General features: G+C 72.5%; 17 protein-coding genes. 13 read left to right on the plus strand and 4 right to left on the minus strand.

Features of this window, described 5'->3' with window-relative positions:
* The first annotated feature begins 193 nt into the window (after window positions 1-193).
* The 9 genes from pdhA (ACFV1J_RS07435) (at window position 194) to ACFV1J_RS07475 (ending at window position 10442) form a co-directional block, all read left to right on the plus strand.
* The gene (gene pdhA, locus ACFV1J_RS07435) at window positions 194-1384 is read left to right on the plus strand and encodes a pyruvate dehydrogenase (acetyl-transferring) E1 component subunit alpha (RefSeq protein ID WP_385856287.1); all 1191 of its coding nucleotides are present in this window, start codon (window positions 194-196) and stop codon (window positions 1382-1384) included.
* The gene (locus ACFV1J_RS07440) at window positions 1381-2415 is read left to right on the plus strand and encodes an alpha-ketoacid dehydrogenase subunit beta (RefSeq protein WP_385856288.1); all 1035 of its coding nucleotides are present in this window, start codon (window positions 1381-1383) and stop codon (window positions 2413-2415) included. The genes pdhA (ACFV1J_RS07435) and ACFV1J_RS07440 overlap by 4 nt, the downstream gene beginning before the upstream one ends.
* Window positions 2415-3878, plus strand: coding sequence for a dihydrolipoamide acetyltransferase family protein (locus ACFV1J_RS07445; protein ID WP_385856289.1), 1464 nt, complete (start codon window positions 2415-2417; stop codon window positions 3876-3878). The genes ACFV1J_RS07440 and ACFV1J_RS07445 overlap by 1 nt, the downstream gene beginning before the upstream one ends.
* A gap of 92 nt (window positions 3879-3970) precedes the next feature.
* Window positions 3971-4846: an NTP transferase domain-containing protein gene (locus ACFV1J_RS07450; protein WP_385856290.1), complete on the plus strand. Its 876-nt coding sequence runs from the start codon at window positions 3971-3973 to the stop codon at window positions 4844-4846.
* Window positions 4843-6423 carry a molybdopterin molybdotransferase MoeA gene (locus tag ACFV1J_RS07455; protein WP_385856291.1) on the plus strand — a complete coding sequence of 527 codons (1581 nt, stop codon included), beginning with the start codon at window positions 4843-4845 and terminating at the stop codon, window positions 6421-6423. Before ACFV1J_RS07450 ends, ACFV1J_RS07455 begins: the two co-directional genes overlap by 4 nt.
* Complete coding sequence (locus ACFV1J_RS07460; protein ID WP_385856292.1) at window positions 6420-7562, plus strand: potassium channel family protein; 1143 nt, start codon at window positions 6420-6422, stop codon at window positions 7560-7562. Before ACFV1J_RS07455 ends, ACFV1J_RS07460 begins: the two co-directional genes overlap by 4 nt.
* Before the next feature lie 104 nt (window positions 7563-7666).
* Window positions 7667-8644, plus strand: a complete 978-nt coding sequence (locus tag ACFV1J_RS07465) for an NAD(P)H-quinone oxidoreductase (RefSeq protein WP_385856293.1) — start codon at window positions 7667-7669, stop codon at window positions 8642-8644.
* A 137-nt stretch (window positions 8645-8781) separates the two neighbouring features.
* A complete protein-coding gene (locus ACFV1J_RS07470; RefSeq protein WP_385856294.1) occupies window positions 8782-9639 on the plus strand; it encodes a hypothetical protein in 858 nt (285 codons plus the stop codon).
* Between the two features lie 239 nt (window positions 9640-9878).
* Window positions 9879-10442 (plus strand): bacterial proteasome activator family protein, encoded by a 564-nt coding sequence (locus ACFV1J_RS07475; protein ID WP_385856295.1) that lies wholly within the window; start codon window positions 9879-9881, stop codon window positions 10440-10442.
* A 63-nt stretch (window positions 10443-10505) separates the two neighbouring features.
* Here the strand turns inward: ACFV1J_RS07475 and ACFV1J_RS07480 are convergent, their stop codons facing one another.
* Window positions 10506-12164, minus strand: a complete 1659-nt coding sequence (locus ACFV1J_RS07480) for a protein kinase (protein ID WP_385856296.1) — start codon at window positions 12162-12164, stop codon at window positions 10506-10508.
* 322 nt (window positions 12165-12486) lie between these two features.
* Between ACFV1J_RS07480 and ACFV1J_RS07485 the strand changes: the two genes are divergently transcribed.
* Complete coding sequence (locus ACFV1J_RS07485) at window positions 12487-14100, plus strand: protein kinase (protein ID WP_385856297.1); 1614 nt, start codon at window positions 12487-12489, stop codon at window positions 14098-14100.
* A gap of 20 nt (window positions 14101-14120) precedes the next feature.
* Here ACFV1J_RS07485 and ACFV1J_RS07490 read toward each other — a convergent pair whose 3' ends face one another.
* The 3 genes from ACFV1J_RS07490 to ACFV1J_RS07500 all read right to left on the minus strand — a co-directional run bounded on the left by ACFV1J_RS07490 (window position 14121) and on the right by ACFV1J_RS07500 (window position 16437).
* A complete protein-coding gene (locus ACFV1J_RS07490; RefSeq protein WP_385856298.1) occupies window positions 14121-15164 on the minus strand; it encodes a phosphotransferase in 1044 nt (347 codons plus the stop codon).
* A gap of 52 nt (window positions 15165-15216) precedes the next feature.
* Window positions 15217-15636: a pyridoxamine 5'-phosphate oxidase family protein gene (locus tag ACFV1J_RS07495; protein WP_385856300.1), complete on the minus strand. Its 420-nt coding sequence runs from the start codon at window positions 15634-15636 to the stop codon at window positions 15217-15219.
* 141 nt (window positions 15637-15777) lie between these two features.
* Window positions 15778-16437 (minus strand): response regulator, encoded by a 660-nt coding sequence (locus ACFV1J_RS07500; protein WP_385856301.1) that lies wholly within the window; start codon window positions 16435-16437, stop codon window positions 15778-15780.
* A 327-nt stretch (window positions 16438-16764) separates the two neighbouring features.
* Between ACFV1J_RS07500 and pdhA (ACFV1J_RS07505) the strand changes: the two genes are divergently transcribed.
* Genes pdhA (ACFV1J_RS07505) through ACFV1J_RS07515 form a run of 3 tightly spaced genes read left to right on the plus strand, consistent with a single transcriptional unit; the run spans window position 16765 to window position 20470 of the window.
* Window positions 16765-17982: a pyruvate dehydrogenase (acetyl-transferring) E1 component subunit alpha gene (gene pdhA, locus ACFV1J_RS07505; RefSeq protein WP_385856303.1), complete on the plus strand. Its 1218-nt coding sequence runs from the start codon at window positions 16765-16767 to the stop codon at window positions 17980-17982.
* 2 nt (window positions 17983-17984) lie between these two features.
* Complete coding sequence (locus tag ACFV1J_RS07510) at window positions 17985-18968, plus strand: alpha-ketoacid dehydrogenase subunit beta (protein ID WP_385856304.1); 984 nt, start codon at window positions 17985-17987, stop codon at window positions 18966-18968.
* 23 nt (window positions 18969-18991) lie between these two features.
* Window positions 18992-20470, plus strand: a complete 1479-nt coding sequence (locus tag ACFV1J_RS07515) for a dihydrolipoamide acetyltransferase family protein (protein WP_385856305.1) — start codon at window positions 18992-18994, stop codon at window positions 20468-20470.
* Window positions 20471-20581: the final 111 nt, after the last annotated feature.

Consider the following 20581-nt stretch of genomic DNA (forward strand, 5'->3'; position numbering starts at 1 on the left):
CTTCATCTCAAGCTGTGGAGAACCGTTTGTCCACAGGCTGAACCCGCCTGTAGCCAAAATGCATCAGCGACCGAACAATCGGTAGGGAAGGGCTCACCCGCCCCGACCGGTTCCATCCTGCCCACCCGCCGTCCGCCCACCACCCTTCTGCGGCGCCATCGCGCCACCCCTTCGAACCGAGGAGGTGCTCGACATGACGGTCCTTGAGCAGCCCGGCAGCAGCAGGAACAAGAGCAGCCTGGCCGGCCCGCCGCCCGCGTGGCGCCCGCGCGTCGATCCCGCGCCTCTCCTGCCCGACGAGGAGCCGTACCGCATCCTCGGTACGGACGCCGCCGCCCGGCTCGACTCCGGACTGCTGACCCGGCTGTACGCCCAGCTCGTGCGCGGCCGCCGGTACAACGCCCAGGCCTCCGCCCTGACCCGGCAGGGACGACTGGCGGTCTACCCGTCCTCCACCGGCCAGGAGGCCTGCGAGGTCGCCGCCGCGCTGGCACTGGAGGAGCGGGACTGGCTCTTCCCCAGCTACCGCGACACCCTCGCCGCCGTGACCCGTGGCCTCGACCCCGTACAGGCGCTGACCCTGCTGCGCGGCGACTGGCACACCGGCTACGACCCGCACGAACACCGCATCGCCCCGCTGTGCACCCCGCTCGCCACCCAGCTCCCCCACGCCGTGGGCCTGGCGCACGCAGCCCGCCTCAAGGGCGACGAGGTGGTGGCGCTGGCCATGGTCGGCGACGGCGGCACGAGCGAGGGCGACTTCCACGAGGCGCTGAACTTCGCCGCGCTCTGGCAGGCCCCGGTCGTCTTCCTGGTGCAGAACAACGGCTTCGCCATCTCCGTGCCGCTCGCCAAGCAGACCGCCGCGCCCTCCCTCGCCCACAAAGCGGTCGGCTACGGCATGCCCGGCCGCCTGGTCGACGGCAATGACGCGCCCGCGATGCACGAGGTGCTCGGCGAGGCCGTCCAGCGCGCCCGCCGGGGCGGCGGCCCCACCCTCGTCGAGGCCGTCACCTACCGCATCGAGGCGCACACCAACGCCGACGACGCCACCCGGTACCGCACCGACGCCGAGGTCGAGACCTGGCGGGCGCACGACCCGATAGCCCTGCTGGAGCGCGAGCTGGCCGGCCGCGGCCTGCTCACCGACGAATTCGTCGCCACCACCCGGGAGAGCGCCGAGCAGCTGGCCGCCGACCTCCGCGAGCGGATGCACGCCGACCCGGTGCTGAACCCGATGGACCTGTTCACCCACGTATTCGCCGAGCAGACCAGCCAACTGCGCGCCCAGGCGGCACAGTTGCGCGCCGAGCTGGAGGCCGAGGCCGCCGGACACACCGAGGACGCCGCGGGCACCGCGCCCGCCGAGGAGGCCAGGCCATGACGACCACCGCTCCGGCCACCGCGCGCAAGCCCGCCACCATGGCGCAGGCACTGACCCGCGCGCTGCGTGACGCCATGGCCGAGGACCCCGCCGTCCATGTGATGGGCGAGGACGTCGGCGCCCTGGGCGGCGTCTTCCGCATCACCGACGGCCTGGCCAAGGAGTTCGGCGAGGACCGCTGCACGGACACCGCGCTCGCCGAGGCCGGCATCCTGGGCACCGCCGTCGGCATGGCGATGTACGGGCTGCGGCCGGTGGTCGAGATGCAGTTCGACGCGTTCGCCTACCCGGCGTTCGAGCAGCTGGTCAGCCATGTCGCCCGGATGCGCAACCGCACCCGCGGCGCGGTCCCGATGCCGCTGACCATCCGCATCCCCTACGGTGGCGGCATCGGCGGCGTCGAGCACCACAGCGACTCCTCCGAGGCGTACTACCTCGCCACCCCGGGGCTGCACGTCGTCACCCCGGCCACCGTCGAGGACGCCTACGGCCTGCTGCGGGCCGCCATCGCCTCCGACGACCCGGTCGTCTTCCTGGAGCCCAAGCGGCTGTACTGGTCGAAGGCCGAATGGTCGCCGGACGCGCCCACTCCGGTCGCGCCCCTGGGCCGGGCCGAGATACGCCGCCGCGGCAGCAGCGCCACCCTGATCACCTACGGCCCCTCGCTGCCCGCCTGTATGGAGGCCGCCGAGGCCGGCCGCGCCGAGGGCTGGGACCTGGAAGTGGTCGATCTGCGCTCCCTGGTGCCGTTCGACGACGACACCGTCTGCGCGTCCGTACGGCGCACCGGACGGGCCGTGGTCGTCCACGAGGCCGGTGGATTCGGCGGCCCCGGCGGGGAGATCGCCGCGCGGATCACCGAGCGCTGCTTCCACCACCTGGAGGCGCCGGTGCTGCGGGTGACCGGCTTCGACATCCCCTACCCGCCGCCCATGCTGGAGCGGTACCACCTTCCGGGCGTCGACCGGATCCTGGACACCGTCGCCCGCCTGCAGTGGGAGTCGGACTGGACCGAAGGACGTGGTGCGTGATGGCCGTGGTCCGTGAATTCACCCTGCCCGACCTGGGGGAGGGCCTGACCGAGGCGACGATCGTGCAGTGGCTGGTCGAGGTCGGCGAGGTCGTCGCCGTGGACCAGCCGGTGGTCGAGGTCGAGACCGCCAAGGCGATGGTCGAGGTGCCGTGCCCGTACGGCGGCGTGGTGACCGCCCGCTACGGCGACGAAGGGGCCGAAGTCCCCGTCGGCACCCCGCTGGTGACGGTCGCGGTCGGCGCCGTACCGGACGATCTGGCCGAGCAGGCGCCCAAGACGGGCGCCGACTCGGGCCTCGCCCCCGGGACGACTGCCGCCCCCGAGGCACCGGCCGGCGAGGCGGCCGAGAACGGGTCCGGCAATGTCCTGGTCGGCTACGGCACGAGCGCGGCCGCGGCCCGACGGCGCCGGATCCGTCCCGCGGACGGCACGCGCCCCGAGACGGGCGGCCCGCGGCCCCCGACCGAAGCGCAGCCCGCCGCACCGGCCGAAGAGGCCGAGGCGGACCGCCCGGCCCGCACCGCGGACGCCGGCAGCCGTACGGTGCCCGTCATCTCGCCGCTGGTGCGCCGCATGGCGCGGGAGAACGACCTCGACCTGCGGGAGGTGACCGGCACCGGACCGGACGGGCTGATCCTCCGTGCGGACGTCGAGTCCGCGCTCCGCGCCCGGCGGGAGCGCGCACCGCAGCCGGCCGCCGCGGCCGCCCCGGCCGGCGGGACGAGCCCCACGACCGCAACGGCCCCCGAGGCCGGCATCGCCCCCACCCCGGGCGAGGAGCGGATCCCCCTGCGCGGGATGCTCGGCGCGGCCGCCGAGAAGTTCAGCCGCAGCCGCCGCGAGATCCCCGAGGCGACCTGCTGGGTGGACGCCGACGCCACCGAACTCCTCGCCGCCCGCCGGGCGATGAACGTCCCCGGCGCCCCCAAGGTGTCGCTGCTCGCGCTGCTGGCCCGGATCACCACCGCCGCGCTCGCGCGCTTCCCGCAGCTCAACGCCACCGTCGACACCCGCACCCAGGAGATCGTCCGGCTGCCCGCGGTCCATCTCGGCTTCGCCGCGCAGACCGACCGCGGCCTGGTCGTGCCGGTCGTCCGCGACGCCCAGGCCCGTACGGTCGAGGGCCTCTCCGCCGAGATGGCGCGGCTCACGGAGACCGCCCGGGCCGGCGGGCTGTCCCTGGCCGAGCTGACCCACGGCACCTTCACCCTCAACAACTACGGCGTCTTCGGCGTCGACGGCTCCACGCCGATCATCAACCACCCCGAGGCGGCGATGCTCGGCGTCGGCCGGATAGCCGCCAAACCCTGGGTGCACCAAGGCGAGTTGGCGGTCCGGCAGGTCGTCCAGCTGTCGCTCACCTTCGACCACCGGGTGTGCGACGGCGGCACCGCGGGCGGCTTCCTGCGGTTCGTGGCCGACTGCGTCGAGCAGCCCGCGCTGCTGCTGCGCGGCCTGTGAGTACGGCCCCCTCCGGACCCGTCCCCCGTCGGGCCCGGAGGGGCCACGGACGATCCCTGTGTGAGTGCGCCGAGGCTGGCGATACTCAAGGGGTGAACGACCACACCGACCACGACGCGATCGTCCTGGCCGGCGGCGCGGCCCGGCGGTTCGGCGGGGCGGACAAACCCGCCCTGTCCGTCGGCGGCCGCCCGCTCCTGGACCGGGTGCTCGCCGCCTGCCCTAACGCCGCCCGCGCCGTCGTCGTCGGCCCCGCCCGCCCGACCGCCCGCACCGTGCTGCACGCCCGCGAGGACCCGCCGGGCGGCGGCCCGCTCGCCGCGCTGGACGCCGGCCTGCGGCACACCACCGCCCCCACGGTGCTCGTCCTCTCCGCGGACCTGCCGTTCCTGACCGCCGCGACCGTTCGCGGGCTGCTGGCCGCGGCCGCCGCGCCGGCGGACGGGGCGCTGCTTCAGGACGCCTCGGGTCGGGACCAGCCGCTGGTGGCGGCCTACCGCGCCGAGCCGCTGCGCCGCGCGCTGGCCCGTATCCGGGCCGAACACGGCACACCGGCCGGTCTGCCGCTGCGTGCCCTGCTGGCCGGGCTGACGCTCGTCCGGGTCCCGGACCCCACGGCCACCGCCTCCTTCGACTGCGACACCTGGGAAGACCTCGGCGCGGCGCGCGCCCGGATCAGGGAGCATGGACACGTGCTGGACGAATGGATCACCGCAGTCAAGGCCGAACTCGGCATCGACCTCGATGTCGACGTGGCGGCGCTTCTCGACCTCGCGCGGGACGCGGCGCACGGCGTGGCCCGCCCGGCCGCGCCCCTGACGACCTTCCTGATCGGGTACGCGGCGGGTCAGCAGGGCCGGGACGTCAAGGAGCTGGCCGACCGGGCCGCCGCCCTGGCGAACCGCTGGGCCGCGGAGGCCGAGGGACCGGCCGGCTCCTCGGACACCGGAACGAAGCCCGCGGAATGACCGACGGCGAGACCCGCGGGGCGCTCGGCGCCGCCCGGGACGACCGGCACGGCGACGACCCGTTCGAGGACGCGCTCGCACTGGCCAACCACACCCATGAAGCGGCCACCGGCCCGGCCCGGCCCCCGGAAGCGGGCCAGGGCATCCCGTCCGCGGGCGGCCCGTACGCGGCGGCCTCCGGCGCTCCCACCGCACGCGGCAGCCACGACCCGGACGGCGCCACCGGCCCGGCCGATCCTTCCGGCCCGATGGAAGCCGGACCGCCGCCGTCGCCCTCCGCCCCGCGCCCCAGGCCGTCCGCCACGCCCTGGCAGCGCGCCCGCGAACTCGCCGCGCAGGCCGTTCCCGGACCGCCCGCGCCGCTGTCCACCCCGCTCGCCGAGGCGCTCGGCCGGACGCTCGCGGTCCCGCTCACCGCCCTCACCGACCTGCCGTCGTTCGACACCTCGGCCATGGACGGCTGGGCGGTCTCCGGACCCGGCCCCTGGCGCCTCGATCAGCGCGAGGGCGCCGCGGCTCCGGGCATCCTCGCCGGTCAGGCCCCTGCCGAGGCCCTCCAGGACGGCCATGCCATCGCGATCGCGACCGGTGCGCGCATCCCGTCCGGTGCCACCGCCGTACTGCGCAGCGAGCACGGCGACCTCCGCGAACTGCCCGGCGGCGCCCGGCAGCTGCACGCGCCGCGGCCCGTACCGCCCGGTCAGGACATCCGCCCGCGCGGCCAGGAGTGCCGCCGCGGCGACCACCTCCTGCCCGCCGGCGCGCTGGTGACCCCCGCCGTCCTCGGTCTGGCCGCCGCGGCCGGCTACGACGAGCTGACCGCCTATCCCCGGCCGCGGGCCGAAGTGTTCGTCCTCGGCGACGAGTTGCTGGACCACGGGCTGCCGCAGGCGGGCCGGATCCGGGACGCGCTCGGGCCGATGCTCGGCCCCTGGCTGCAGGCCCTCGGTGTGGAGGCGGCCGCCCCCCGGCACCTCGCCGATGACGCCGACACGCTGTACGCGGCGCTGGCGGGGTCCACCGCCGACGTGGTGATCACTACCGGCGGGACCGCCGCCGGCCCGGTCGACCATGTGCATCCGACCCTGCGCCGCCTCGGCGCCGAGGTGCTGGTGGACGGCGTGACGGTCCGCCCCGGACACCCGATGCTGCTGGCCCGGCTGGCCCCGCGCCGGCACCTCGTCGGCCTGCCCGGCAACCCCCTCGCCGCGGTGTCCGGGCTCTGCACGCTGGCCGAGCCGCTGCTGCGGGCGCTGGCCGCCCGGCGGCCGCCCGGCCCCTGCCGTACGCCGGTGACCGCGCCGGTGCACGGCCATCCGCACGACACCCGGCTCGTCCCGGTGGCCTACCGCGACGACGAGCGGTACGGACTGGTGGCGGAGCCGCTGCGTTTCCACGGTCCGGCCATGCTGCGCGGGATCGCCGCCGCCGATGCGCTGGCGGTCGTCCCGCCCGGCGGGGCACAGCGCGGCAGCGAGCTGGAACTCCTGGAACTTCCCTGGTCGGCGGGGTGGTCGGGGGGCGGGCCCGGGGACCGGGCGGGGGGACCGTTCGGGCCGGCCGGAGGGGCCGCGTGAAGCTCCCCTCGTACGACAGCGCGGCGCACGAGGTGCCCGAGGACCGCTCCCACCGCGTGATGCTGCCGCGCCGGGCGCCGAAGGCGCCGCTGCGCCAGGTCGCCCGCCGGCTGATGATGGCGCTGGTGGTGCTGCTGGCGACGGTCCTCATCGTCTGGTTGGACCGCGCCGAGTACCACGACAACGCCGACGGCACGGTCGACCTGCTCGACTGCTTCTACTACGCGACCGTCACGCTCTCCACGACGGGCTACGGCGACATCGTCCCGTACGGCGACAGCGCCCGGTTGCTGAACATCCTGCTCATCACGCCGCTCCGCGTGATCTTCCTGATCATCCTGGTCGGTACGACCCTGGAAGTGCTGACCGAACGCACCCGCGAGCAGTGGCGACTCAAGCGCTGGAGAAACGCCGTGCGCGACCACACCGTCATCGTCGGCTACGGCACCAAGGGGCGGTCCGCCGTGCAGACGCTCCGCGCGACCGGCGTCGGCCGCGACCGCATCGTCCTCGTCGACCCCAGCACCAAGGTGATCGAGGCGGCGGTGGCCGAAGGGTTCGCCGGGGTCGTCGGCGATGCGACCCGCAGCGATGTCCTGCTGCGCGCCGAGATCCAGCGCGCCCGGCAGGTCGTCATCGCCACCCAGCGCGACGACACCGCCGTACTCGTCTCGTTGACCGCCCGTCAGCTCAACAAGCGGGCCCACATCGTCGCGGCGGTCCGGGAGGAGGAGAACGCCCCGCTGCTGCGGCAGTCCGGCGCCGACGCCGTCATCACCTCGGCCAGTGCGGCCGGCCGCCTGCTGGGACTCTCCGTGCACAGCCCCAGCGCGGGCATGGTCATCGAGGAACTGATCCAGCAGGGCAGCGGCCTGGACCTGATCGAACGCCCGGTGGTGAAGGCCGAGGTCGGCAGGTCCGTACGCGAGACCGACGATCTGGTCGTGTCCGTGCTGCGCGGCCACCGGCTGCTCGGCTACGACGATCCGCAGGCCAGCCCGCTGCAGAGCACGGACCGGCTGATCACCATCGTCCGGGGGGCCGTGTCGGAGGAGCCGGACCTGCCCGCCAAGCAGTCGGCGCGCCCGACCCTCCCGGGCACGACCGTCTCCCCGATGCGCCGGCTGGACGACGAATGACGGCCCCTTAAACCCCGTTCGCCGTCGGAAGTGTGACGACGCGTCCGTGGTCACCGGCCCCCGTGCCATCGCTCCGTCCGCGGACGGCGAGTAGCCTCGCGCCCATGCGAGCGATCACTATCCCGGAGCCCGGTGGCCCCGAAGCACTTGTCTGGACGGATGTGCCCGACCCGCAGCCCGGCGAGGGCGAGGTCCTGATCGAGGTCGCGGCCAGCGCCGTGAACCGCGCCGACCTGCTCCAGCGGCAGGGCTTCTACGACCCGCCGCCCGGAGCCTCGCCCTACCCGGGCCTGGAGTGCTCGGGGCGGATCAGCGCGGTCGGCCCGGGCGTGCACGGCTGGGCGGTCGGCGACGAGGTGTGCGCGCTGCTGTCGGGCGGCGGCTACGCGGAGAAGGTGGCGGTCCCGGCCGGGCAGGTGCTGCCGGTGCCGATCGGCCTGGACCTGGTCACGGCCGCCGCGCTGCCCGAAGTGACCTGCACGGTCTGGTCGAACGTCTTCATGATCGCCCACCTGCGGCCGGGCGAGACGCTGCTGGTGCACGGCGGCGCGAGTGGCATCGGCACGATGGCGATCCAGCTCGCCAAGGCGGTCGGGGCGCGGGTCGCGGTCACCGCGGGCGGCCCCGAGAAGCTGGCCCGCTGCGCGGAGCTCGGCGCGGACATCCTGATCGACTACCGCGAGCAGGACTTCGTCCAGGAGATCCGCAAGGCCACCGACGGCAAGGGCGCGGACGTCATCCTCGACATCATCGGCGCGAAGTACCTGCAGCGGAACGTGAAGGCGCTGGCGGTCAGCGGACGACTTGCGATCATCGGGCTGCAGGGCGGGGTCAAGGCGGAGCTGAACCTCGCGGCGCTGATGGCCAAGCGCGCCGCGATCACCGGCGCCGGGTTGCGCGCCCGCCCGCTCAGTGAGAAGGCGGCCATCGTCGCCGCCGTCCGCGAGCACGTGTGGCCACTGATCGGCAACGGCCAGGTCCGGGCGATCGTGGACCGTACGCTCCCGATGTCCGAGGCCGCGGAGGCGCACCGGGTCGTGGACGCGAGCGTGCACGTCGGCAAGGTCGTGCTGACCGTCTGAACCGGTCGCTGCGGCCTTCCGGATCACCCCTCCCGGACCGTCGGCGGATAACCCGGCGGGCAGTCCCAAGATGCCGTGAATCTGATCACATGTGACGCTGGGCTGGACACCCGACGGCTCGGCACGGGAGGGGCACTGTGGTCGCTCCAGCTTTCCGTTCGCGCATTGCCAGCAGTCTGTTGGTCGCCGCCGTCGTCCTGCCCGTCCCGGTGGGAGCCGCTCCCGCGGCGGCCGCGGACCGGCAGGCCACACCGGCGGACCGTGCACCGCAACTCGTCCGGCCGGGCGATTCGCCGGACGACGACGTGCCGGAGGAGTTCCGGCCCGAGATGCTCGGGGCGGATGCCTTCGCCGCCGAGGACTTCGTGGGCGATCTGCCGCAGGTCGACGAGCCGTATGCGCCGGGCCGGGGCCACTTTGGCCACCCGGGGGGCCCGGCCCGCTTCCGGGAGTTCCCGGACGGCTTCCCCGGCCTCCCCTACGACATGGGGGGCTATCGGCACCGGATGCCGCACCGGCACGGCGGCTGGCACGGCCGGTGGCACCACCACCCTCACCCCTTCGGTCCGGGCTTCCACGGCGCGGGCCCCGGCGGTGCGGACTTTGCGGGCCGCGGCCATTCCCGGAAGGCCGGGCCGGGCGATCCGGCCGACTCCGACCGCGCCCACGCGCTGCCCGGCCGTCGCGAGCCCGTGAAGCGGCATGCCCCGGCGGACGCCGCATCCGACTCCGCCCGGTCGCACGCCACGTCGTCGCACCGCGTCAGGACGGCAGACCGGCGCAGCCCGCACGCGTACGAAACGCTGCCGCCGCTCCCGTCGCCGACCGTCCCCGAGGATGCGACCCCAGGCACGGACGGAGACGCCGAGACCGCCCGCCCCTACGCCCTGGAATCCCCGGCGGCCCCGGTCGAGCGGGTGCTGCCGATGGGTGCGGGCCTGGCACTGACGGGTCTGGGCCTGGCGTTCCTGGGCCTGCGGCTGCGACGCCGCTGAGGCCGCCGTTGCCTCGCTGCTCGTTTCACGTGAAACGAGCAGAGCAACGCACGGTTTCACGTGAAACACTCACCGTTGTTTCACGTGAAACCGTGGGAACGGTTGGCGTGGTTTCACGTGAAACGGCGCGAACCTGTGGTTTCACGTGAAACGCCAGTGCTCGGATCCCTCGGAAAGGTGGATCACGTTCTCCCGGGGGCACCACCGTTCCGAAGTCCTCGTACGAGAGAATGGGCGGCATGGATATGCCGATGAACGAACGGTCGCAGGAGAACCCGCACGTCCTGGTTGTCGGCCCGGACGGCATGGCGCTCGGCAGCGCCGGCTCCGGTAGTGGGGATGACGGCGACGAGCCCCGCGAGGTCCCGGTGACGGACATGGTCGAACAGCCTGCGAAGGTCATGCGCATCGGCAGCATGATCAAGCAGCTGTTGGAAGAGGTGAAGGCTGCTCCCCTCGACGAGGCCAGCCGGGTCCGGCTCAAGGAGATCCACGCCAGCTCGGTGAAGGAGCTGGAGGACGGGCTGGCGCCCGAGCTGGTGGAGGAGCTGGAGCGGCTGTCGCTGCCGTTCACCGATGAGTCGGTGCCGACGGAGGCGGAGCTGCGGATCGCCCAGGCGCAGCTGGTGGGCTGGCTGGAGGGCCTGTTCCACGGCATCCAGACCGCGCTGTTCGCCCAGCAGATGGCCGCCCGCGCCCAGCTGGAGTCGATGCGCCGTGCCCTGCCGCCCGGTGTGGTGGCCACGGAGGGCGAGGAGGGCAAGCCCCGCCAGGGCGGCGCCCGCTCGGGCCCGTACCTCTGACCGGATGCACGAGGGGCCGGCACGCGCGATGCGTGCCGGCCCCTTCTGCGTGCGGTGCGACCGTCAGCCGCTACGGCCGGTGGAGATGGTCAGCTCGATCGTGGCGCCCTTGGTCGGGTACCACCAGCTGATGGCGGCCGGGGACTGATCCGTGACGGTGTTCTTGCCCCAGATCGAGCTGTCCTCTTCCTTGACGATCTTGTACTTCCAGCCGGCCGCCCTGATGCACTCCTTCACCGAGTCCAGGTTCTTGAACCGGAACGACGGGACGAGGATCTTGCCCTTGTCGGAGAAGCTCTTGGTCGGGTTGGTGCACTCGGACGTCAGGATCGTCGCCGTCTTGTCCTCGGGACGGATGCTCTCGCTGGGCGAAGCGGAGTAGCTGGACGGCGTGACGTCGCCGCCGGTGTCGTCGGAGGAGCCGGCGCTCAGACCGATGCCGATGGCTATCGCGGTGACCACGACGACACCGACGATCGCCGAGACCACGATCACCGGGGTGTTGTTCTTCCGCCCGCCGGGGCCGCCGGTCGACGGCATCGAGGCGGTGACCGGCGGCGGGGGCGGGGTGTACGTCGGCGGGCCCTGGTAGCCGCCCGCATTGAACGGCGCCGGGCCCGGAATCGGACCGGGGGCCGGCGTCGGGTAGGCGTTGTTCGGCGGCGGAGGCGTCTGCGGGCCGAAGCCGGCCGCCTGCGTCGGCTGGTAGGGCTGCTGGACGTTCGGCTGGACCGGCGTCTGCGGGTTGCCGGACGCGGTGGGGAAGACCGCGGAGGACACCGAGGAGCCGCTGGTGCGCGCCCGCGGGCCCTCACCGATGATCAGCGGGGTGGCACCGGACTGGCCGGACCCGCTGATCCGCAGACACTCGTCCCGCATCGCCTCGGCGGTCGGGAACCGTTCGTTGGGGTTCTTCTTCAGCGCCCGGGCCACCAGAGCGTCCACGGCCGGCGGCAGCGAGCGGTTGATGCTCGACGGGACCGGCGGCTCTTCCTGGACATGGGCGTAGGCGATGGCGAGCGGGGAGTCCGCGTCGAACGGCAGCTGGCCGGTCAGCAGCTCGAAGAGCATGATGCCGACGGAGTACAGGTCGGAGCGGGCGTCGACCCCACGGCCCAGGGCCTGCTCGGGGGAGAGGTACTGCGGGGTGCCGACCACCATGCCGGTCTGGGTCATGGACGTCACGCCGGACTGCATGGCGCGGGCGATGCCGAAGTCCATGACCTTGACGACGCCGCGCTTGTTCAGCATGACGTTGCCGGGCTTGATGTCGCGGTGGACCAGCCCCATCTCGTGGCTGACTTCCAGCGCCGCGAGCACATCGGCGGTGATCTTCAGGGCCTTTTCGGTCGGCATCGCGCCGTGCTGGGCGATGTCGGCGTCGAGGTCGGAGCGCAGCGGCTGGCCCGCGACGTACTCCATGACGATGTACGGCACCATGCCGCCGTCGAGCTCGTCCTCGCCGGAGTCGAAGACCGAGACGATATTGGTGTGCGTGAGCTTCGCCACTGACTGCGCCTCGCGGCGGAAGCGCTCGCGGAAGGCCTGCTCGCGACCGAGCTCGGTGTGGAGTGTCTTGATCGCGACGTCGCGGTCGAGCACGGTGTCGTGCGCGAGGTGCACGGAAGCCATTCCGCCGGCCCCGAGAAGATCACGAAGCTGGTAACGTCCTCCGCCGACCGAACGGCCCTCGAATTGGCCCTGAGCGCCGTCCTGGCTCATCGTTCCGCTTCCCCCTAGGCGCACGGCGCACTACCCGCACGTTATAGCGATCAAAATCTGGAATTCCGCAGCCAAGTGTGCCCCAGGGCCCGGACACGTCAAGCTGTGTGCCCGTTCCGTGACCAGATGTGCAAGATCCGGTCACGGACCCGAGACGTTCGGCACCCTGGATCGCCGGGGGCGAACTTGCGATGTCAGGCGAACGGCGGGTTTGATGGCCGGTCCACGACGGACCGGCGGGTGCCGCGGAACCTGTAGCGTGCTCTAGCGAAGACCGATGACCTTACCGCTCCAGGGCGGATCGATTCGACGGCGAGGACCGATGGCACCGACGCAGAGCCCCCAGGGCCCGTCCGATCCTGAGGCCACCGGCTCACATGTCCCCGACGCACCGGAGATGTGGGGCAACGGCGGGCTGGTCGGTGACGGCCGTTACCGGCTCACGCGACGACTCGGGCGCGGCGGTATGGCGGAGGTGTTCGCCGCCGAGGACGTACGCCTCGGCCGCACCGTGGCCGTGAAGCTGCTGCGCGCCGACCTCGCCGAGGACCCGGTGTCCAAGGCCCGCTTCACCCGCGAGGCACAGTCCGTGGCCGGGCTGAACCACCACGCGGTGGTCGCGGTCTACGACTCCGGTGAGGACCTGGTCGGCGGCAACACCGTGCCGTACATCGTGATGGAGCTGGTCGAGGGCCGCACCATCCGCGATCTGCTGCTGAACGCCGACGCCCCGCCGCCGGACCAGGCGCTGATCATCGTCTCCGGCGTGCTGGAGGCCCTGGCCTACAGCCACCAGCACGGCATCGTGCACCGTGACATCAAGCCCGCGAACGTGATCATCACGAACAGCGGCGCCGTCAAGGTCATGGACTTCGGCATCGCCCGCGCCCTGCACGGCGCGCAGTCCACCATGACCCAGACCGGCATGGTCATGGGTACGCCCCAGTACCTCTCCCCGGAACAGGCGCTCGGCAAGACCGTCGACACCCGTTCCGACCTCTACGCCACCGGCTGTCTGCTCTACGAACTCCTCACCCTGCGGCCGCCGTTCACCGGCGAGACCCCGCTCTCCGTCGTCTACCAGCACGTCCAGGACATGCCGGTGCCGGCCTCCGAGGTCGCCGAGGGCGTGCCGCCGGAGCTGGACGGCCTGGTCATGCGGTCGCTGGCCAAGGACCCCGACGACCGGTTCCAGACCGCCGAGGAGATGCGCGGGCTGGTCCAGTACTCGCTGCAGATGCTGCAGGAGCAGGGTGGCCACACCGGCACCTGGAACACCGGCCCGGTCGTCATGCACGAAGGCGGTCACACCCCTTCCATGGGGAACGCCGCGACCACCGCGCTGCCGCACCCCGACGCCGGCCGGACCGCGGCGCAGCCGATCCTCACGCACGGGATGCGGGACGACGACGGCGGCTTCGAGGGCGGACCGCGCCCGGCCAAGGGCGGCCGTGGCAAGGTCTGGCTGATCGCGGCGCTCGCGCTGATCGCCATCGCGGTCGGCGTGGCCTTCGCGCTGCAGAACACCAAGGACCAGAACCAGAAGCACGAGACCCCCGCCTCGCAGTCGCCGACGCCGAAGAAGCACAAGAAGAGCAGCGAGCCGACGACCGAGGAGCCGAGCACTCCGGAGACCCAACCGGGCGGCATCGGCGGCGACGGCGGGCCGTACACCCAGCCGCCGACCACGCAGCCGAGCACCCCGGAGACGTCCGAGCCGCCGACCTCGCAGCCGCCGACGACCGAGGAGCCGACCACCGAGCCGCCGACCGAGACCACCGGCGGTACGGCCGACGGCGGCACCACGGACGGCGGGACCACCGACGGTGGCACCACGGACGGTGGTACGACCGACGGCGGCGCGACCGCCGGGGCGGACAGCGGGGCGTCCTCGGGCGCGGACAGCGGCACCACGCTGGGCACGACCGGCGGCTGACCGGCCGCGCGCGGTCCGGGTCAGCGGGTGAACGCGTCGCGCACGGCGCGGTATTCGCGGGTCCACCACACCGCCAGGGCGGCCGCCGCCGGGAACTGCGGATCGGTGCGGCGGTCGCCGAGCTGGTAGCGCCAGGTGAGCATCCAGAAGTCGTTCAGCCGCTCCCACCACACCCGGTGGACGGCCGCGGCGAGTTCGTCGGCGCCGGCTCCGCAGGCGCTGCGGTAGGCACCGGCGTACGCCGCGACCTTGGCCAGGTCCAGGGTGCCGCAGGGGCGTACGAAGAAGATCGCGGCGGCGCGTACCGCCTCCTCGGCGCGGGGCTGGACGCCCAGCCGGTCCCAGTCGACGATCGCGGTCGGCTCGGTGCCGCGGTAGAGCACGTTCAGCGGGTGGAAGTCGCCGTGCACCCAGCCGGCGGTGGGTTCCGCGCCGGGGGCGGGCCGGCGGTGCGCCTGCCGCTCCAGCAGGGCCCGGCGCTCCAGCAGCCGGTGCTCGGCGAGCTCGTCGAAGCTGGTGCGCGGGCGGGCGCAGCGGGCCAGGTCCAGCAGTTCGTCGATGGTTTCGAAGGTCCGCTCGGGGTCGGCGCCGGCGTCCGTGCAGGGCGGCCGGGGCGGATGCGGTTCGCCGGCCATCACCTGTTCCAGCGCCGTGTGGACGAGTCCGAGCAGGGCGCCGAGCCGGCGGGACTGGCCCGTGGTCAGGACCGTGCCGGTCAGGTGCCGCCCCTCGACCCAGGGGTGCAGGGCGTAGCAGCGGCCGTCGAGGACGGTGACGGTGCGGCCGTCGGCGTCGGCGATGGGCGGGGCGACGGGCAGGCCGAGCGCGGCGAGCCGTCGGGTGGCGCGGTGCTGGCGGGTGAGCGCGGCCAGGTCGCCGTCGAGGTGGTGCTTGAGGAAGTAGCGGCCTCCGGTGGTGGCGAGGAAGTAGCCGTGGTTGAGCAGGCCCTCGGCGACGGGTTCGCAGGACAGCGGCGCGCCGGCGCCGGTGTAGTGGCGGAGCAGGGATCCGAGGGTGTCTTTGTCGGGCGTCGCCGCCGTCCGGACTACAGATGAGCGCAGCACGCGCCAGATGTTAGATCAACTACACCTATGCGGGTGGGGGTATCGGAAAGCCTCACGCAGAGTGAGCGAGATCAAAGCGCGGCACCTCGGTGAGGTGGTGCAGGATGACGAACTCCGGCTCGACGCGCAGGAAGACGGGGTCGAAGGGCACTCCGTCAGCCAGCCGGGGCGTGCGGCCGAAGCGTTCCCGCTCGGCGGGGTCCGGGACGGTCACCCGGGCGGTGCCGGTGAACTGCACGGACCAGATGTCGGGCGCCCCGCTGCCGACGTTGTCGGCCTCGTACGCGACGACGCTCCCGTCCAGCGCCCGGTGGTAGCCGTAGCCGCGGTGCAGCCGGAGGATCAGCTGCCCGTCGTCCACGACGAGGTGCCGGGTGACGGTGGTGAAGGGCAGCGCCCGCCGACTGGCCGAGACCCGTCCGTAGGGGGTGCGGCCGAGCAGCTCGATGGCACGGTCGTGGTCGGTGGGCATGGTCCCACCCTGCCGGTCGGGGCGGCCGGTCAACAGGGCCCAGCAGCCTCGAACGCACGGGACGATGGTCCTGAATCGCCCTGACCCGGGTGGTGGCCGTGGTGGCGGGGCGCGCGGTGCGGCCGCCCCGTGGCCCGTCGGTCAGCGGCGCTCCGCCTGCCTGCGCGCCACATAGGCGGCGGCCTGGGAACGGCGCTCCATGCCGAGCTTGGAGAGCAGGCTGGAGACGTAGTTCTTGATGGTCTTCTCGGCGAGGTGGAGCCGCTCCCCGATGGCGCGGTTGGTCAGCCCCTCGCCGATCAGGTCGAGGATCTTGCGCTCCTGCTCGGTCAGGCTCGCCAGCCGGTCGTCCTCCTTGGCGGCGTTGCCGTCGCGCAGTCGCTCCAGCACGCGGGCGGTGGCCACGGGGTCGAGCAGCGACTTGCCGGCGGCCACCTCGCGTACCGCGGAGAGCAGTTCGTTCCCCCGGATGGCCTTGAGGACATAACCGGACGCACCGGCCATGATCGCATCGAAGAGCGCCTCGTCGTCCGCGAAGGAGGTGAGCATCAGGCACTTGATGTCCGAATTCTGCGAACGAATCTCCCGGCAGACCTCGACCCCGCTGCCGTCCGGCAGCCGGACGTCCAGCACCGCCACGTCGGGACGCGTCGCAGGGATCCTGACCAGGGCGTCTGCGGCGGTGCCGGCCTCGCCGACCACCTCGATGTCCGCCTCGACCGCGAGCATTTCGTGGACGCCGCGCCGGACGACTTCATGGTCATCGAGCAGAAATACCGTGATTTTTCCGTCTTCGGGCACGGGCTCAGTCTCACACATCAAGTCTTCCCGTGCTCCAGGTCACCGATATAACGTGCCGTTGTCCCGGCGGCCTGCAACGCTGTGACCAGGAGTTGTTCCAGCCTTCGCGATTTTACTTGGAAATCCAAGCAAAATCGCAGGTCAGCGCCGTTTCCACTTCGGCTTTGACAATGGGTAACGTGCAATGAGCAGGCCACTGTCCGGGAGCTTTGTTCCACCCGGATCCGGCCGCGTTCGCACACACCCCGTGCGCCGTATCGGATACCGGGTGAGCCGCAATACGGCCACCGGCGGACCCCGGGGGCCGGACAGACGGAGGAGCAGCACGTGACCGTGGAAGGCACTGCGCAGCGGAAAAATGCCCGCGGCAGCAGCAAGCGCACCACCGCCAAAAAGGCGACGCCGGCCAAGAAGGCGTCCCCGGCCAAGGCCCGCACCAACGGCCGGCCCGACGAGGCGGAGCAGGATCAGCTCGTACAACTGCTGACCCCGGAGGGGAAGCGGGTCGAGCACCCGGATTACGCCATCGACCTTTCCCCCGAAGAACTGCGCGGCCTCTACCGCGACATGGTGCTGACGCGGAAGTTCGACGCCGAGGCGACGACCCTCCAGCGCCAGGGCGAGCTGGGCCTGTGGGCCTCGCTGCTGGGCCAGGAGGCGGCCCAGATCGGCTCCGCCCGTGCCCTGCGCGACGACGACTACGTCTTCCCGACGTACCGCGAGCACGGCGTCGCATGGTGCCGCGGGGTCGACCCGACGAATCTGCTGGGCATGTTCCGTGGCGTCAACAACGGCGGCTGGGACCCCAACAGCAACAACTTCCACCTCTACACCATCGTGATCGGTTCGCAGACGCTGCACGCGACCGGCTATGCGATGGGCATCCAGAAGGACGGCGCGGATTCCGCGGTCATCGCGTATTTCGGTGACGGTGCCTCCAGCCAGGGCGATGTCGCGGAATCCTTCACCTTCTCCGCGGTGTACAACGCGCCCGTCGTGTTCTTCTGCCAGAACAATCAGTGGGCCATTTCCGAACCCACCGAGAAGCAGACCCGGGTGCCGCTCTACCAGCGCGCCCGCGGCTTCGGATTCCCCGGCGTACGGGTCGACGGCAATGACGTGCTGGCCTGTCTCGCGGTGACCAAGGCGGCGCTGGAGCGGGCGCGCACCGGCCAGGGCCCGATGCTGATCGAGGCGTTCACGTACCGGATGGGCGCGCACACCACCTCCGACGACCCGACCCGCTACCGCGGGGACGAGGAGCGGGCGGCCTGGGAGGCCAAGGACCCGATCCTGCGGCTGCGGGCGTACCTGGAGGCCGAGGGCTTGGTCGACGAGGCGTACCTCGCCTCGATCGACGAGGAGAGCGACGCCCTGGGCAAGCGGGTCCGCGACGCGGTACGCGCCATGCCGGACCCGGACACCATGGCGATCTTCGAGAATGTCTATGCCGACGGGCATGCGCTCGTCGATGAGGAGCGCGCGCAGTTCGCCGCGTACCAGGCGTCGTTCGTCGATGCCGATGTCCTGGCGGAGGGGAACTGACCATGGCCGTCCACGAGAAGATCACCATCGCCAAGGCGATCAACGCCTCGCTCCGCGCCTCCATGGAGGCCGACCCCAAGGTCCTCGTCATGGGCGAGGACGTCGGCAAGCTCGGCGGCGTCTTCCGGGTCACCGACGGACTGCAGAAGGACTTCGGCGAGGACCGGGTGATCGACACCCCGCTCGCCGAGTCCGGCATCGTCGGCACCGCGATCGGCCTGGCCCTGCGCGGCTACCGCCCGGTCGTCGAGATCCAGTTCGACGGCTTCGTCTTCCCCGCCTACGACCAGATCGTCACCCAGCTCGCCAAGATGCACGCCCGCGCGCTGGGCAAGGTCAAGGTGCCGGTCGTCATCCGCATCCCGTACGCGGGCGGGATCGGCGCGGTCGAGCACCACTCCGAGTCGCCCGAGGCGCTGTTCGCGCACGTCGCGGGCCTCAAGATCGTCACTCCCTCGAACTCCTCCGACGCCTACTGGATGCTCCAGCAGGCCATCGCGGGCGATGACCCGGTCATCTACTTCGAACCCAAGCGGCGCTACCACGACAAGTCGCGGCTGGACACCGAGTCGATCCCGGACCCGCTGCACAAGGCCCGGATCACCAAGAGCGGCTCGGACCTGACGCTGGCCGCCTACGGCCCGATGGTGAAGGTCTGCCTGGACGTCGCCAAGGTCGCGGCCGAGGAGGGCAAGTCGGTGGAGGTCGTCGACCTCCGCTCGCTCTCCCCGATCGACTTCGACACCCTGCAGTCGTCGGTGCAGAAGACCGGGCGCCTGGTCGTCGTGCACGAGGCACCGGTGTTCTTCGGCTCCGGCGCGGAGATCGCCGCCCGGATCACCGAGCGGTGCTTCTACCACCTGGAGGCCCCGGTCCTGCGCGTCGGCGGCTTCCACTCCCCGTACCCGCCCTCCCGGCTGGAGGACGAGTACCTTCCGGGGCTGGACCGGGTGCTGGACGCCGTCGATCGTGCGCTGGCGTACTGAGGGTTTGAGGAGAGTTCGTGACCATGACTACAGGCACCGCCAAAGCCCAGCGCTTCCGCGAGTTCAAGATGCCCGACGTGGGCGAGGGGCTCACCGAGGCCGAAATCCTCAAGTGGTACGTCCAGCCCGGTGACAGCGTCACCGACGGCCAGGTCGTGTGTGAGGTCGAAACCGCCAAGGCCGCCGTCGAACTGCCCATCCCCTACACCGGGGTGGTGCACGAGCTGCGCTTCGGCGAGGGCGTCACCGTCGACGTCGGCACCGCCATCATCTCGGTGGACACCGACCCGGGCGCGGGACCGGCCGAGGCCCCCACGACCGAGAGCGCGCCGCAGGAGGCCGCACCGGCCGAGGAGGACGCCGAGCCGCAGGGCCGTCAGGCGGTCCTGGTCGGCTACGGCGCCGCGCCGTCCTCGACCAAGCGCCGGGCGCGCAAGCCGCAGGCCGGTGTGCCGTCGCAGCCCGAGCCGGTGAAGGCCGCGGTCCAGGCCGAGCTGAACGGACGGACCGCGGCGCCGCAGCCGGCCGCTCCCGTCGCACCCCGGCCGGCCGCCGCGGTGCCGGCGGACGCCCGCCCCGTGGGCGCCGGGACCGCCGGGCGGCCGCTGGCCAAGCCGCCGGTGCGCAAGCTCGCCAAGGACCTCGGCATCGACCTGGCGACCGTCTCCCCGACCGGGCCGAACGGCATCATCACCCGCGAGGACGTGCACGCGGCCGCCGCCCCGGCGGCAGCGCAGGCCGCGGAGGCTCCCGCCGTACCGGCCGCCGCTCCCGCGGTGACCGGTGTCGTGGACGCCGCGGCCCGCGAGCGGCGGGTGCCGGTCAAGGGCGTACGCAAGGCCACCGCGCAGGCGATGGTGGCCAGCGCCTTCACCGCGCCGCACGTCACGGAGTTCATCACCGTCGACGTGACCCGCACGATGAAGCTCGTCCAGGAGCTGAAGCAGGACCCGGACATGGCGGGCCTGCGGGTCAACCCGCTGCTGATCGTCGCCAAGGCCTTGCTGGTCGCCCTCAAGCGGCACCCGGAGGTCAATGCGTCCTGGGACGAGGCGAACCAGGAGATCGTCTACAAGGACTACGTGAACCTCGGCATCGCGGCGGCCACCCCGCGCGGGCTGATCGTCCCCAACATCAAGGACGCCGGGTCCAAGACGCTCCCCCAACTCGCCGAGGAACTGGGCGAATTGGTCGCCACCGCCCGTGAGGGCAAGACCTCTCCGGCGGCCATGAGCGGCGGCACCGTCACCATCACCAATGTCGGCGTCTTCGGCGTCGACTCCGGTACGCCGATCCTCAACCCGGGGGAGTCGGCGATCCTCGCCGTCGGTGCGATCAAGCTCCAGCCCTGGGTGCACAAGGGCAAGGTGAAGGCGCGCCAGGTCACCACCCTCGCGCTGTCCTTCGACCACCGTCTCGTCGACGGTGAGCTGGGTTCCAAGCTGCTCGCGGATATCGCGGCGGTGCTGGAGCGGCCCAAGCGGCTGATCACCTGGGGCTGACCCGGGATGCGGGGCCGGTCCGGCCGGGGGGGGGGTTTACCGTTAAAGAAGCCAGGGGGAGCGGGGGGGGGGTTTGGGGAGACAAAGTCCCACCCCCGAGCCGCCCCCCCC

It is taken from the genome of Streptomyces sp. NPDC059649 (assembly GCF_042734445.1).
Taxonomy (GTDB): domain Bacteria; phylum Actinomycetota; class Actinomycetes; order Streptomycetales; family Streptomycetaceae; genus Streptomyces.

Bases quoted from the DNA above. Each gene is read 5' to 3' on its own strand.
- pdhA (WP_385856287.1), top strand. From the start codon at position 194: ATGACGGTCCTTGAGCAGCCCGGCAGCAGCAGGAACAAGAGCAGCCTG.
- ACFV1J_RS07440 (WP_385856288.1), top strand. From the start codon at position 1,381: ATGACGACCACCGCTCCGGCCACCGCGCGCAAGCCCGCCACCATGGCG.
- ACFV1J_RS07445 (WP_385856289.1), top strand. From the start codon at position 2,415: ATGGCCGTGGTCCGTGAATTCACCCTGCCCGACCTGGGGGAGGGCCTG.
- ACFV1J_RS07455 (WP_385856291.1), top strand. From the start codon at position 4,843: ATGACCGACGGCGAGACCCGCGGGGCGCTCGGCGCCGCCCGGGACGAC.
- ACFV1J_RS07465 (WP_385856293.1), top strand. From the start codon at position 7,667: ATGCGAGCGATCACTATCCCGGAGCCCGGTGGCCCCGAAGCACTTGTC.
- ACFV1J_RS07475 (WP_385856295.1), top strand. From the start codon at position 9,879: ATGGATATGCCGATGAACGAACGGTCGCAGGAGAACCCGCACGTCCTG.
- ACFV1J_RS07480 (WP_385856296.1), bottom strand. From the start codon at position 12,164: ATGAGCCAGGACGGCGCTCAGGGCCAATTCGAGGGCCGTTCGGTCGGC.
- ACFV1J_RS07485 (WP_385856297.1), top strand. From the start codon at position 12,487: ATGGCACCGACGCAGAGCCCCCAGGGCCCGTCCGATCCTGAGGCCACC.
- ACFV1J_RS07495 (WP_385856300.1), bottom strand. From the start codon at position 15,636: ATGCCCACCGACCACGACCGTGCCATCGAGCTGCTCGGCCGCACCCCC.
- ACFV1J_RS07510 (WP_385856304.1), top strand. From the start codon at position 17,985: ATGGCCGTCCACGAGAAGATCACCATCGCCAAGGCGATCAACGCCTCG.
- ACFV1J_RS07515 (WP_385856305.1), top strand. From the start codon at position 18,992: ATGACTACAGGCACCGCCAAAGCCCAGCGCTTCCGCGAGTTCAAGATG.